General features: G+C 35.2%; 14 protein-coding genes. 4 read left to right on the top strand and 10 right to left on the bottom strand.

The window, feature by feature from the left end:
- Positions 1 to 53: 53 nt before the first annotated feature.
- The 4 genes from JZY04_RS03000 to JZY04_RS02985 all read left to right on the top strand — a co-directional run bounded on the left by JZY04_RS03000 (position 54) and on the right by JZY04_RS02985 (position 2,951).
- Entirely contained in the window at positions 54 to 1,133 is a 1,080-nt protein-coding gene (locus JZY04_RS03000) for a DUF6371 domain-containing protein (RefSeq protein WP_220577409.1), read from the top strand.
- Between the two features lie 138 nt (positions 1,134 to 1,271).
- Complete coding sequence (locus JZY04_RS02995; RefSeq protein WP_220577408.1) at positions 1,272 to 1,580, top strand: MobC family plasmid mobilization relaxosome protein; 309 nt, start codon at positions 1,272 to 1,274, stop codon at positions 1,578 to 1,580.
- Positions 1,570 to 2,511, top strand: a complete 942-nt coding sequence (locus tag JZY04_RS02990) for a relaxase/mobilization nuclease domain-containing protein (RefSeq protein ID WP_220577407.1) — start codon at positions 1,570 to 1,572, stop codon at positions 2,509 to 2,511. Before JZY04_RS02995 ends, JZY04_RS02990 begins: the two co-directional genes overlap by 11 nt.
- 35 nt (positions 2,512 to 2,546) lie before the next feature.
- On the top strand, positions 2,547 to 2,951 hold the full coding sequence (locus JZY04_RS02985) for a hypothetical protein (RefSeq protein ID WP_007766225.1): 405 nt from the start codon (positions 2,547 to 2,549) through the stop codon (positions 2,949 to 2,951).
- 40 nt (positions 2,952 to 2,991) lie between these two features.
- Here the strand turns inward: JZY04_RS02985 and JZY04_RS02980 are convergent, their stop codons facing one another.
- Genes JZY04_RS02980 through JZY04_RS02935 form a run of 10 tightly spaced genes read right to left on the bottom strand, consistent with a single transcriptional unit; the run spans position 2,992 to position 14,654 of the window.
- Positions 2,992 to 3,978, bottom strand: coding sequence for a virulence RhuM family protein (locus JZY04_RS02980; RefSeq protein WP_007766224.1), 987 nt, complete (start codon positions 3,976 to 3,978; stop codon positions 2,992 to 2,994).
- A gap of 60 nt (positions 3,979 to 4,038) precedes the next feature.
- Positions 4,039 to 4,968, bottom strand: a complete 930-nt coding sequence (locus tag JZY04_RS02975; protein WP_007766223.1) for an O-methyltransferase — start codon at positions 4,966 to 4,968, stop codon at positions 4,039 to 4,041.
- The gene (locus JZY04_RS02970; RefSeq protein ID WP_220577406.1) at positions 4,940 to 6,313 is read right to left on the bottom strand and encodes an ATP-binding protein; all 1,374 of its coding nucleotides are present in this window, start codon (positions 6,311 to 6,313) and stop codon (positions 4,940 to 4,942) included. Before JZY04_RS02970 ends, JZY04_RS02975 begins: the two co-directional genes overlap by 29 nt.
- A 6-nt stretch (positions 6,314 to 6,319) precedes the next feature.
- Positions 6,320 to 7,108 carry a restriction endonuclease gene (locus JZY04_RS02965; RefSeq protein WP_220577405.1) on the bottom strand — a complete coding sequence of 263 codons (789 nt, stop codon included), beginning with the start codon at positions 7,106 to 7,108 and terminating at the stop codon, positions 6,320 to 6,322.
- Between the two features lie 5 nt (positions 7,109 to 7,113).
- Positions 7,114 to 7,539, bottom strand: a complete 426-nt coding sequence (locus JZY04_RS02960) for a hypothetical protein (RefSeq protein WP_007766220.1) — start codon at positions 7,537 to 7,539, stop codon at positions 7,114 to 7,116.
- Positions 7,540 to 7,546: 7 nt separating this feature from the next.
- The gene (locus JZY04_RS02955; protein WP_195210930.1) at positions 7,547 to 9,700 is read right to left on the bottom strand and encodes an AAA family ATPase; all 2,154 of its coding nucleotides are present in this window, start codon (positions 9,698 to 9,700) and stop codon (positions 7,547 to 7,549) included.
- 11 nt (positions 9,701 to 9,711) lie between these two features.
- Positions 9,712 to 9,915 (bottom strand): hypothetical protein, encoded by a 204-nt coding sequence (locus tag JZY04_RS02950; protein WP_007766212.1) that lies wholly within the window; start codon positions 9,913 to 9,915, stop codon positions 9,712 to 9,714.
- Between the two features lie 7 nt (positions 9,916 to 9,922).
- Positions 9,923 to 12,118 carry a DEAD/DEAH box helicase family protein gene (locus JZY04_RS02945; RefSeq protein WP_220577404.1) on the bottom strand — a complete coding sequence of 732 codons (2,196 nt, stop codon included), beginning with the start codon at positions 12,116 to 12,118 and terminating at the stop codon, positions 9,923 to 9,925.
- Positions 12,112 to 12,510 (bottom strand): DndE family protein, encoded by a 399-nt coding sequence (locus JZY04_RS02940; RefSeq protein ID WP_007766204.1) that lies wholly within the window; start codon positions 12,508 to 12,510, stop codon positions 12,112 to 12,114. The genes JZY04_RS02945 and JZY04_RS02940 overlap by 7 nt, the downstream gene beginning before the upstream one ends.
- Positions 12,511 to 12,512: 2 nt before the next feature.
- Complete coding sequence (locus JZY04_RS02935; protein WP_220577403.1) at positions 12,513 to 14,654, bottom strand: AAA family ATPase; 2,142 nt, start codon at positions 14,652 to 14,654, stop codon at positions 12,513 to 12,515.
- Positions 14,655 to 14,657: the final 3 nt, after the last annotated feature.

Here is a 14,657-nt window from a genome sequence, read left to right as displayed (position 1 = left end):
CAAGCGAAAACGACAATAACGACAAAAATGACACATATAAAAAGAAACATACAATGAGTACACATAGATTCATATTAGAACCCTACAAAGGTGTCAGCACCCGGCATACTTGCCCGAACTGCCACCGCAAAAGATGTTTTTCAAAGTATATCGATACAGAGAAACAAATCCGGTTCCCTGATTACGTAGGTCGTTGCGACCACGAGCAAAAATGTGGTTATCACTTCACGCCCCGTGATTACTTTGAACGGAATCCGTCTGAGAAAGAAAAGTTGTCTGAGGATAACTTTCGGAGCTATGCGCCTATAAAAGAAGTTGAGCCAAAAGCCACTTCTTACATTGATTTAGATATAGTCAATCAGTCATTGCAACGCTATCCCGACAACAAACTGTTTCAATTCTTATCGGCTCAATTCGGAGAACCAGAGACCTTGAAACTGATGAAGAAATACAAAGTCGGAACGTCCAAACATTGGGACGGTGCAACCGTATTTTGGCAAATGGATTATCAGAACAGAGTCCGCACAGGTAAGATAATGCTTTACAATCCGACAACAGGTAAGCGGATAAAAGAACCGTACAATCACGTCACGTGGGTACACTCCATACTGCACAAGGATGGCTATAATTTGAAGCAATGCTTCTTCGGTGAACATCTGCTTCCAGAAGACAAAAGCCGTCCTGTTGCATTGGTCGAAAGCGAGAAAACGGCAATCATTGCATCCTACTACCTACCCCAATACCTATGGATTGCATCAGGCGGAAAGAACGGTTGTTTCAATGCCAACAGCCTGTCCGTTCTCGCAGGAAGAAGCGTTGTATTATTCCCCGATTTGGGAGCGACAGACTATTGGCAGAGCAAAATTGGATTGATGAAAAGCAATGGAATTGATGTACAACTGTTCGATTATCTGGAAACCAAAGCAACCGAAAACGAACGAAAAGAAGGGTACGACATTGCCGATTATCTGCTGAAGGTACGCCCCGATGAAGCCATACTCCAGCAGATGATTAAGAGGAATCCGAACTTGAAAACACTGATAGAGACATTCGATTTGAAGCTCATCAGCATACAACGAGACATCCCTCAACCGAAGGTTTCACCGCCTAAGAAACGGGGATTCAGACTTTGAGCAAATGGAGATAAATCGAGACTTTTTTACTGTAGCAAGTTAATGTCGGTGTATTACATTTCCCGACCACTTGCTCCTCAAAAAGTCTGAGGAGGCGGCTCCCGATGGTCACACATTATTCACTAAAAACAGATTCAAATGAAAAAGAAATATACAGTAACACTCCGTCTGTCATATCAGCAATACGCATGGCTTGGTGCGCTTTGCAGACGGAGCAAACAGACCCAAAGCGCAGTCATCCGTTCACTCATCGAGAACGGGACGGTGCGTGAGCGAATCACAAAAGAACATATACACATCATCCGTCAGTTGATTGGTGAAAGCACCAATCTTAACCAGTTGGCGAAGCAGGCAAACACCTACGGATTCTTTGCCGTCGCCAAAAGATGCGAGAAGATGGCACAGCATATTAACCAACTTATAAAACAACTGAAAGATGATAGGTAAACAAACCAAAGGGACATCGTTCGGCGGTTGTGTCCGCTATGTCCTTAAAGAGAAGAAATCCAAACTGTTGGAAGCTGTCGGAGTGGATGGCTCACCCGAACAGATGGCGGAGCAATTTGAATTACAAGCGTTGCTCAATGACAAGGTAAAGAATATTGTCGGACACACCTCGCTCAACTTCTCTCCTGAAGATGGCGAACGCCTGAAGTCTGATGATGCGTTGATGTTGCAAATCGCCCACGACTACATGAAACTGATGGGCATCGAAAACACGCAGAACATCATCGCCCGGCATATTGACCGTGAACATCCGCATTGTCACATCGTTTTCAATCGGGTGGACAATGACGGTAAAACGATTAGCGACAAGAACGACTTCCGCAGAAATGAAAAGGCGTGTAAGATGCTGACGGCAAAATACCGATTACATTTTGCCAACGGCAAAGACCATATCAAGGAGGAACGCTTGCGCCCATACGACCGGGCAAAACATGAGATATACAAGGCGTTGAAAGAGGAACTGCCCAAAGCTCAAAATTGGGATGAACTGAAAGAAGCCCTTGCCGACCGTGGCATTGATATGAAATTCAAGGTCAGCCGGACTACAAGAGAAATACAGGGTATCAAGTTTGAGTATAACGGTTTTTCTTTCTCCGGTTCAAAAGTCAGCCGGGAGTTCAGCTATTTGAATATCGACAACCGATTGGAGCAGAATGCTTGGGAGTCCTCATTTAAATACCCAAAGCAAGGATTCACGAATAAAGATGAAGAAGTGCAGCAAAGCGTTTCACAATTCGATAATGGTTCAAGTATCAGTCTCGGTCTGTTGAATGGCAGTTCATCATACGATGCTACTGCCGCAGAGGATGCTGAGTTCAATCGCCTGATGAAAAAGAAAAAGGCTAAGCGCAAGCGAGGCTTTCATTTATAATTCACTATTTATTAACTTTTTAAATTCAATTAATTATGTTACAAAACGATTTGATTCTTGATTTCAACCTCTATTTGTGTGAGAAGTTCGGCTACAAAAACAGTTGTAGCGTGATGCAAAATGCCAATGGCTTCTGTGTGGACATCCATGAGCGTGATTTAGACTGCTACATCCGCTTTTGGGAGTACAGCGATGGAAGAGGCAACTTCCCCGACTGGAGCATCATCATTGTGCGCAGCAACTTCAAGAAGAACCAAGCCGAAAGCCTGAAAGACTTGGCTCGTTTCTTCAAGGAGTACATGCCACGCTACGGTTACAAATACCTCTGCACCGAAGGTGATGACTACAAGTATTACCAGACGCTCGGCTTGAAACTTATCCATCAAGACTTGTTCGGGCAGGAAAACTATGGATTGGCGATGAAAGATTTGAATGTCTGATACTTGGGTTTAGAGTTAAGGAGAGGTCTTTTTCCTCTCCTTATTCTAACATCTTTTTAATTTGCTCATCAAAATCAGAATCAATCCGTTGGGTTTTATTGAAAATATCGTATTCGCTTTCTGCCTTTGCCTTGGCTTGTGCCGCAGATATTCGCCCTTTGTCTGGCAATATCTGATATTTGCGGAAAGTCAGGAACTCATTGACACTGGCTGCAAACTGCTCCATATTAAACGTATTCTCACGCTCTATGAGATCCTCAATATAATCGAAATATCCCGTTACGGCACGTTCCAACCGACGGATTTCATTTTCCTGCAAATAGTTTTTGGCTATTGATACATCCGATTTCAAAATACGCCCGTCAGGCGCATTCTTCCATGTGGTCAGTCCCATGTGTTCTTGGGTATGGTCTGCCTTAGTATAGATGATTTCAGCAGCCGTTTGCCCTGTAATAGCATAATGAAAACGGTTTTGTATCATAGCATAGAAATCGTGTGTCGTAGGCGAGTTTTTGTCATAGTCAATACTGCATTCTGCATATATGTCGGTAATCTGCTGCCATATACGCCGTTCACTGGTACGGATAGAGCGAACCCTTTCAAGCAATTCACGGAAATAATCTTTTCCGAATACTGCTGTTCCTTGCTTTAAGCGATCATCGTCAAGCACAAACCCCTTTTTAATGTATTCATTCAAGATTTTAGTAGCCCATTGACGAAAGCGAGTGGCTTGCAACGAATTTACCCGATAACCAACCGAGATAACAGCATCAAGATTATAAAACTGTGTGTTATATATTTTGCCATCTTCAGCAGTATGTGCAAATTTTGCACATACTGAATCCTGTTGTAACTCAGATGACTCGAATATATTTTTGAGGTGTTTGGAAATGACTGTCCTATCCACACCAAAAAGTTGAGCCATCGCCTTTTGAGTACACCAAAGGGTTTCATATCTGATGATTACCTGCACCTTCCCATCCTTTTCTGGAAGATTGTATAATATAAATTGAATATCTTGTGACATAATTATATTCTAATAAACTCAATCTTTAGTTCTAACCTACATGGCTCAATATCTTTATTTCTATATTCTAACATCGTAAAAATTAGGAATAAATCTATAAATCTTTTTATATTTGCTAACATCCTCTGATGAGACAATACCTTTCTGAACTATATCGCACTCCTTATCAGGAACATCTAAAATCTGATTTAAATGACTAGCTTCTCTATACGTCAAATTAGGAATATCAATTTCGTATGGATGTACTGTTGATATATAATCAAAATCTTCAAGGTTTAAATTTAAATCTTGATCGTTTTTATTTAGCACTATTCCTCCACACGTAAACATTCTCGCTCCCCTATATTCGCTATATTTGATGTTGTATAAAGATTTGTACATCAAGTTTTCACCTAATTTATTCCTATCCCTTAATATTTTATTACAATGATTATCTATCATTTTCTTTATGGTATAAGAAGAATTTGCATCAGTACAACAATTTTCTTGAATATCAAAAGGTACTAAGCTACCGTACAAATCTCTTAATTCATCATTGGAATATGGTGTTTCTTTATCTTTACGCAATTGTCTATTACATGACATTATATAAATACTGCCTCTAGGTATTGCATGAAGAACCAACTCCAGATCTGTAAATATATCCATAGATAAAACATTGTCATAATCCAACCAAATGATACTAGGTTTACTTAAATCTATCGATGAAAGCATATCTGATGAATGCCCATGTAAAATTGAAATACACGAATATGGTTTATTGAATTCCAATTTTGGCTTACAATACTCTCCTTCAATACTATACATTGTATTAATGTGTAATTCACGATGGAATAACTTAAAGTCTGTAAAAGACAGACCACCAAACCCCACATATTGGTATTGTTGTTTGAATACTCCAATAATACGAGCAAATGATGCTAAAAGCATTCGCCTTTCGGCAAATTTACAAGGTCGTATTTCATAATTCAGAACAGTTGGACTCTTCATTTCTAATATCTTCCATTTTTAAATAATATTCGAAAGTAGTATTTCCTAACTCTTTATAATTTTTAGCCTCCGCATGTTCTTTTGCCAATTCAGCTAAATCTTTGTTTGCATCATATGCAATCCGAACATATTGCTTTTTCCTTGAAATAATATCCATATCCAATTCTGGTGCATAAAACTGCTTCTGAGGATAATCTGAAAAGTCATATACTTTGAGTTCTACAGCCGAAATTTTATCAAAAGTCTCACATAGAGTTTGCCTATAATCATTAGCTTCATCCCCCATTTTGGGAATTTTCTTCAAAAACTCAAATACCTTAATCATAGCATTTTTCATTATAGGTAAAAGAGCTTTATAGACTTCAGACGTTGCATCAACCCCTTTCTTTGTAGTAGTTAAAGGTAAATTTAAAGTTTCCTCCGAATCTAGAAATAAAATTCCTCTAAACATTACATAATTTATATGCCATTGAGGGAGTGGATGGACTCCCCAACCTGTTATGTTAGAAGTGTCAGCTTCAAGAACTAGACGATTATTACAATATATATACCAACCTGAATTTTTTGGTTCTCCAATACCTCCTAACCCAGCAATAATACGATAATTCACATCATCTATAATACCATCTGCATAATACGGTTTACTATACTCAGAAATTAATAAATCAATACGTTTCCCTGTAAGCTCTCTGCCATTAAGAGTAATCTTAATTCCTTTCAACAAACTGAAATTTAATAATTTCTGAATATCATCAGAGAGGTCGTTTAGAAAACTGTCATCTGCAAATAAATCAACAACTTCACTATTTAGATTTGAAATTTTAATTATAGTACCATCTGCCATATTAGGCTTTTCTACATATTTATATGAAAAACTCCAATCATCAATGGTAGTTTCTACGCCATCTTCTGTCGTTACTTTTTTGGTTCTTCGACTCCATTCATCAACATTTACTTCTACTTTAAAATGGTCATTTCGGCATTGTGATTCTACTGCAAAATCTCGTCCTATTTTAAATAATGAACGTTTCATTCCAATACCAAATCGCCCAACTGTATTATTAGCCTTAGGAGCTTCTTCTGGACGCCCAAACCTAAAAGCATACTTTTGAGCTGTTTCTAACGAAAAGCCACCACAATTATCTTGAATAACAAACTCTTTATCGTTAATTGTCAAGTTAATCCAAAGATCTGTATAATTTTCGGGATTTATTCTATTAGCTCCATCTATAGAGTTATCCAATAAATCAATAATAGCATCTTCTATAGAAATGTCTCTTGTAATCATTTCTATGAAAAATTTCTTTGTAGGATTTCCTTCTATAACATTAATATTAGTATTCATATTTATTTACGATAAAATTTGATCTAATGCATTTATGTAAATAGGCAAATTTTCATGTTCGATTCCAAATTGCTTTTCAATCATAAAATCAACAATCATATTTCCATCTATAAGAATCACAGGAACTGCACCTTGCTTGATAGAATAGTTCATTGCTTCTTTCGTAAAAGAGGATGTCGTGAAAAAGATACCTTGTTCATATTCCCCTTGAATTGCTCCTCTAAAAGCATCTATTTCTTTTCTTGCAACAACTCCAGCATTCCATCTTTTACATTGAAATGCTACTTTCATATACGCTAAACCTATCTTCAATTTTCCAAACCCATCAATGCCACCATCCCTACTTTTCTGAGTGACAGATAAATCAATAAAACCATATGCGTCTAAAAGATTCATACAAAATTTTTCAAATTCATATGGGTTTAAACCTTTTAGTTGATTCAATATTTTCGACCGAAAAACTTCAACATATTCCCGGTGCATTTCCCGTACAGTTCGCAATGATATTTGCTCTTTTCCATTCTTCTTAATAGCCTGCTTCTCATCTCCTAACAAACGAAAGCGTCTCTGAGATTCATCATAAAGGAAATATTTTTTAGAAGAGGCTGTAGGAAAATCTATACCGATAGAATGACTTCTTAGTTCTCCTCTCAAAACCGATATAGGATCCTGTGCATGAAAAACATACAATGAATGCTCTAAAATTTGTGTATAAATCTCAGTAACAGACATGAAGCTATTCGTTACAGATAGAACTTTTTTTGCTGCTTCAATTATAGTATATTTATTCTTCATATGAATTACCTCATAAAAATTTCTTGTTTAACCCACTCCAAATCATTTGTGATTGATTGGTCTTGCATCATTTTCATTATGTAATAAAAACCTCCATTAGCATACTCATTTATCAAGTCTATTGCTTTTGTTGGCTCTTTCATAATGTCAAGAGAACCAACCTTAGCGATACACATACACAATAAAGCTTCAGCATCTTTTTCGCCACCGCTATTACACATTGTATTCAAACTAAACGGTCTATCAGCAATAGGTGATTGCAGAGGTCTACGTTCATTGTGTATAAAGCCAACGACTGCCGCCCAAACAAAACATTGCCAATGATATGAAAATACATTGTAAGCACCACCTTGTTTATTAGAAAATTTAAGGATTACATTATCCTTAACATTTTGCTCAAATGAAAATTTAATTTCAAATATATTTTCCATATAAACCTTATTTTAAGATTGTTATTTGCGTTGAGACCTCATGTTGACCACGATCAGAACCTCCGCTATATATTTTACTCTCTAAATTGTAAATTCTTGACACATTATTTTGGCTTTGCAAATCAAGATATTTATCACTTTCTAAATCTACATCTTTAGTCAGTATTATAGACTGTCCAAATATATCCTTGATGCCAAGTAAGTATTTATGAGTAGTTTCTAAGTCAAAACTTGATGTTGGAGCATCACTTATAAATGGATAATAGATACCCATTGCCTCTTGATTCAAAGACAATAATGCATTTATTATGCTCATCTTTTTTCTATCCTCATGGCTAGTATTAAGACCAGCATCAAATTCAATAGAGTAATCCTCACCAATCCTTACATTACCTTTATATCCATTATCATGTTCTGTAAATTTGGCATAAAAGATGTTTGCCCTTTCTTCAATTTTATGAAGCAAATCTTTTCTAGCACTTTCCTGAACCCTCTTACATATATCTTCAAGGAATGTTGAAATATGCTTCCATTCTGTTTCTGGAACTTTTGCAACAGTCGCATCTTTTACTCCTAATTTTTCTAGCTCTCGTTCTGCAGTACGCAATTCACTTCGATAATTATTAAGAGTCTGCTTGGAAGCTTCTAATTTCCTCTGTTGAGTCTCAAGATTACTTCTACTTGCTCGTATCGTAGAGTTGATAATTCCTGCTGTCTCTGCTTGAGTTACAGGGTCCACTCCATATCTCTTCTTTATCTCTTCTATTTGCTCGTCTAACTTGCGTTTCTCCTCTTGCTTTCTTCTTCGCTGAGCCATAAATTTTTCTAGTTCATCTTCACTGTCTTTCCACTGCTTGTCTATTTTTGATAAAGATATTAGTAAGGAATCCGGATAATCCTGAATCTTACCAACAAACATATTAAACTGCTTAGACAGTTGCATATTGCTAGTATATTCTTCCATCTCCTTTAAATACTCTTCTTGTAATCTTAGTCTTTCTGTTATATAATGATATGGTGCATCTTCTTCTGTAAACTCAGTACCACACACAAAGCATTTTTTATCCTTAAGTATTTCTTCTAACTTAGAGCGACTAGGATTATCTAAATATTTCTTTTCGGGTACAGTGTATTCTTCCTCTTTATGCTTCTCAATAATGTCTTTACATTGTTGAATCATCGGTTCTATTCCACGAAGAATCCATAAAGATGGAAGCTTTTCTCTCTGAAATTCATCTACACGAGTCGTTTCTGTTAAGAATTTGTTTATTTCATTTTCGCAATCCTTATATTTCTTTACCAACATTGAATAGCTCGCTAATCCTGAGATTTTTGTCTCTCCATCAGCTAAAGCTATTTTGATAGTTTCAATATTAGTCTCAAGTTGCTTTTTATTTTCTTCTTCTTTAGCAATTTTGTAGTTCAAAGTATCAATAGCAGCCAATAAACCTTTAACACTTGAATTATGCTTATTTACTTCTTTCAATTTGCGACTTTCAATTCCAGTAATCTTCAATTTAGACTTACTGATTATTTCTGAAAGTTTCTCATAGTAAGGAAAATAAGAAATATGTTTTACGGCTGCTTTTAATGTCTCTTTATTTCTAAAATTAATAAGGCTCTCAAGTGATTCGCCCTGAAACCAAATGTAGTTTCTTATACCATCTGGGAATAATTCGTTAATTTTATCCTCAGCCATCATATCGTTAAGTACCTTTGTCCCTGTATTGGAATCAAAAGATACTTTCAACATATTAGGTCTTACTTGCCATGCATTATCAGAATCCCACTCATTTTCGTCAAGCCTTAATGCACTGACAGAACGTTCTATTATATAATTTACACCTCTATCATCTTCAATCTCTATTTGTACAGATGCAGTAATTTCATCATTTACTTGTGCTTTAAATAAAGCTCTTTTATTGATGAACTCATAACGCTGCATTGCAAATTTTGCTGATTGTGGCAGACTGTCAGTTGTACACCAACCAATCCCAGTGATATATATCTTACCGAATAACACCCAATAAAAGGCATTAAATAATTTGGATTTTCCTTTTCCACCATTACCTATAATAAGATTCAAACCATTAGAAAAATCCATAGTCTGACTTTCATGGTAAGATTGGAAATTTTCGATAGTAATATTTTTGATAATCATAATTTTACGTATTATGAGTTACATATATTTTTAATATTGGCAATATACTGATTGGTTAATGCATCTGCATCTCCAGCACTAGTTGATAGATCAGTCAGCATTTTGGCAACCTCTTTTGCTTTTTCAAAGTTTACAGAAACTTTCTCAGTTCCAGATTCAACTGTCTGATTAATTTCTTTCTCAATTGCCTTATACATTTCGTCTTGTATAGCCATAGCATTATTATTTATAGTTATTATTTTCTTCTTCAAGCATTGCAAATAAATCAATCCTTAATATTTCGCAATACTCTTTTAACTCTCCATATAATATGTCTATTTGATTATCAGCAAGTGCGGCAAAATTTATAATTCTTTTAACTTCACTAATAAACATATTTCGCTCTATACATTCTGCATCTTCAACGACATTAGGTGGAGTAACTATTAAATCCCAAATTTTTGCTTTCTCCTTCTCTTTGCTTTTTCTTAAAACACGCCCTCGACGCTGAACAAATTGACGAGGATTCCCTGTACTTGAACAGAAAATTGCATGTTCTGCTCTTGGTATATCAACTCCTTCATCTAAACATTTCATAGAAAGCAAAACTTGAATATCTCCATCTGCAAAACTTTTTAGTATATCAGGTGCATCATCTAAACCACTAATATATTTGTGATAACTATATCCATGATCTTTAAACATTTGAGCATATTCATCAATTATATGAATATCATCCTGTTCAATCTGATAAGAATCACTCTCAGAATAATCCGGTTCATATCCTTCAGGCACAAAAACAAAAGTATAATCAAGTTTTCGTTTCCGTTTCAAATCTTCTAATAACCCAGATATTGCAACTTTTTTATTTTCTGCCTTATGAATAATTCTTTTGCGCTTCAATAATAATTTTTCAGCTTCAGGCTTATACTTGCCTGTATCAGAATCTATAAATTTTCTAAGCTGAGAAGATATCCTTTCATACTCATCCATCTCAGAACTTGTCAACTCTACAAAAATAGGATAATAATCATAATGACATAAAATTCCAGAATTAATAGCCTGTTTCATTGTATAACGAAACGTATACTCTGGAGGTCTTGATTTAAAGAACTCATACAACTTTTCAGATCCAAAATCATCATAAACCCTCTCAGGCGTTGCAGATAACCCTATTCGCCATTTTATTGCTTCAGGCAAATGTTTTAGTGAACTTTTCGAACCTATATTATGTGCTTCATCTGCAATATAAATGAAAGTTTCTATTCCTTTTGTTCTATCAATAAAGGTCTGAATATCTCTGCGATTAAATGTTGCATATGTAGTAATTAAAATTATATTTTTGGTTTGATCCAACAAACTTCTTGTTGTATAACGGCTTAATATATTTTTCCAATCCTTATCTGTATGGGTTGATATTATATTCTGGAAATTGAATGACTCAGCTTCATGTTTCCATTGTATAGCTAAAGCCTGAGTCGGAACTACAATAATTGCTTTATAGAATCCATTCTCTTTAAATTGTTTCCTTAAACAATTTAAAGCTGTTACAGTTTTGCCAGAACCGGTAGCCATAGCAAATACTCCATTTTTCCCATTTTTTATCCACGCATTATACGCATCTATTTGAATGGTTCTTTCTTCAGGAAATGGGAAACGAGGTTCTTGCTCTTTTAATTCTATTTTGTCAAGAACCCTTTGAGACAAAGGCTTACAAAAATCATTGATAGATTTATCCTCTCTTAAATCTATGCTAGTACCAAGCAACTGTTTTAATGATTCTTTGTAAAAATTCTCACTAATATAAGTTTTGACCTCATCTATGGGTATATGGATCAAATGTGGCGTATCATTTTCCCAAGATTTATCAAACAAGGTTTGGTATTCTGATATTCTTTTATCGTCATTTGGCGATGTAAATACAGTGATAGTTTCACCATTAAGTTCCAATGCAGAATGAGAAAAGTTTGCAGAACCTATAAACGCAACTTTATTCCCTTCATCATCAGTAAAGATTCCATATTTATCGTGACCAAGCCCGCCTTTAGTTGAAATAGTTGCAATAAATTCAATTCTATTGATTGAAATTAGATATGACAAACAATGGAAAAAATGTTCATCCTCCTTAGAAAGTGTTTTTGCCAATTTTTTAATATCTGACAGAATACGATTTTCAAAATTCTCAACCAAATGCTTTTGACCATTTTCTATTGCCTCTTTATCTTCTTTACTAAGAAAATGGTTCATAACAACACGCATTTTACCTCCATTCGCAATGAATAAGGCAAAACCATATGCTAAACTTCTTATTCCACTTGATGAAAAGAATCCCAAGCCCAAATCGAAAGTAGAACTTTCAATTAGTGCTTCAGTGAAAAAATCCTTAGGTTCATAATATCCTGAAGAATAACTATGTTTGAAATGCACATCTCTTAACATATTATATCTTCCAAGCCATTAGTAATTTTATCTATAAGATAATCGTAACCATTTAAATTAGGATTATCTTGTAACTCTTTATTCATTAGTTGCAGTCCGTCATCAATATGCATTTTAATGTATTTAGGGATATCCTTATCCGTTTTATAAAGTCCATATTTTACACAAATAAGTCCAATATAATATGGCAAGTTATTTCCAAATAAAACATTCTTACTATACTCCTTACCCTGAGAATCTGCAATATCTGTCAAAGACAATAAACGATCTTTAGAGAGAGAATATGTTAATGCTATTCTAGCAATTATATTCTCAGCTCCCAGATTAAATTTTCGACTTAGGTCTGTAACAATATCTTTGTTAGTCCTGGATGTTTTTATTGATGTAAACATAGCTATAACAATGTTTCAAATAATTTATTAGGAACTATATTCTTGAACGAAGAACAACCATCCTCATTCTCTATAACGTAAACTCTATTAACATTGGGTAATAATGCATTATATTCCTCTTCCGAAAGCTCTTTGCCGAGCAACGGAAAAATGACTACTTGCTTCGATATACTAGGATAGAATTTTGTTATAATATTGCGAGAGTGAATGCTGTCAAACTTCTGCAAGGGGCTATCGATAAATACAGGAAACTCTATACCTGATTCTTCAACAAGTGCATTAAGAATTGCAGTTGCGTACAACTGCTGCTCTCCCTTTGATAACTTTTCTTTGCTAATAATTTCTCCTGTTTTATCTAATAATTCAATTTCAATAATATCATCCTGCAAATCAATTCGCACATTGTGTATAAAATCAGCTTTGTGCATCAACACATCAATACCAGCCAGTATCTTCTGCTCTAACGAGAACTTACGTTTTGCTCGCAATTCAAATAAAAAAGTAGTCAATTCGCCAATAAGTCGCTCTGCAATAATATCTTTCTCCTTATCAGATTTATCAACTCTAACATTTTTCGTAACCTCTGATAATTGTTTCTTTAGTACTTTGATATCTTTATTGAGTGTTCCAATTTGTTCAGACAATTGGCGTGTTTGAATATCTAGCTGTGCCAACAATTCATCAACCTCAGCCTTACGCATTCTTATTTCTTTGACATTTGCATTGCCATCATCATATTCAGCCTCCACAATCTTACGTTGTGTTTTGGCTAGGAACAATGCGTTATTTTTAATATCCTTTACTAATTGCTTGAATATGGTACTAAAAGAGTATCTAATATTGTCAAATAACGCTTGGAACTCATTAGCTTCATCATCAGTATAATCAACTAGCATCTTGACATCATCAATAGTAGCATCACTTATGTCAAGAATATTTTTAGCAAACACATCAGCTATTATATGCTCAATTGCTTGCTTTTGTGAAGTAGAAAATTTTAAAGTGGCTACAGCTTCTGTAATTTGAGTGTGGGTAGATTGCAACGCTGAATTAATTGCAGTACAACTTGCCGCAAACATTTTGACATCTTTCTCTACTGCAACTTGCCTCATCAAATTGGCAAATAATTTTCCTGATATAGCAAAAGGTGCTATATCCAACATGTCACGTAATTGGTTTTTTAGTTTCGTATCTTTGTCTTTTAGTGCAACAAGCAATTCTTTTTGTTTTTTCAGTTCTTCGACACTTATTGCATTACCTTCTCGAATCAATCGTTCTTGCAATTGAGCAGACTCGGTTCTATATTGTTGGATTTGACTATCTACATTTTCGCGCTCCGCTTCTTTGGTTTTAATTTTAACCTCTATATCAGCGACACTGTTAGTAAGTTTATCCAACTTAGCCTTACTTGCGGTTGAACCGGCACTTCGTCTAAATTTAAGTCGAAGATTTTCAAGATTTCGTTTAATATCCTCATACTTTCTAATACCCAAAACCTCACTGTATGCAGTACTCAAACGACGCTTCTCATCAATAGACTTTACTTCGGCAAGATTAACAATCTTTTCGGCATCAAAGAAGAAGAACTTTGCAATATCTTTTGACAGAATAAAGTCGTTAATAAAAATATCATAGCCAACCTCTTTGGCCAGTTCATTAACCTGACCGTCAATCAAAACTTCAATAGACTCTATGTCAAGAAAATAATCATAGGTTCTACGAATGGTTATAGTTCGGCAAGGTATAGATGGAATAAATACATCCGTTAGACTGATTTCTACATAGTACTGAGAATCTTCTTTTATGTATTCGCTATCTGAAGAATAACCGTGCTTTACAATTTGTTTTCGTTCTTCTAAACTAACTTCATATGCGTTAACAGCATTTGCTAGCTCCTTATGTAGACTCTGACGAGCATAATTCTTATATCCTTGAGCATCGTTGATGTCTTTCCTAAACTTCTCATCAACATCTACCATTAGTTTACCGTATAGACACCACACAAGTGACGTAAGGAATGTCGTCTTACCAAAACCATTATTGCCAGCTACAAGAAATATATTCTTTGTATCTGGCTTAAAAGAGGTTTTGTTATGCCCTCTATACGCTCTGTAATTATGTAATATTATAGACTCGATAAACATATT

It is taken from the genome of Bacteroides sp. 11BF (assembly GCF_019633765.1).
GTDB classification, from domain to species: domain Bacteria; phylum Bacteroidota; class Bacteroidia; order Bacteroidales; family Bacteroidaceae; genus Bacteroides; species Bacteroides hominis.
The sequence above is the reverse complement of the archived record's forward strand: the minus strand, read 5'-3'. Positions and strand labels throughout refer to the sequence as shown.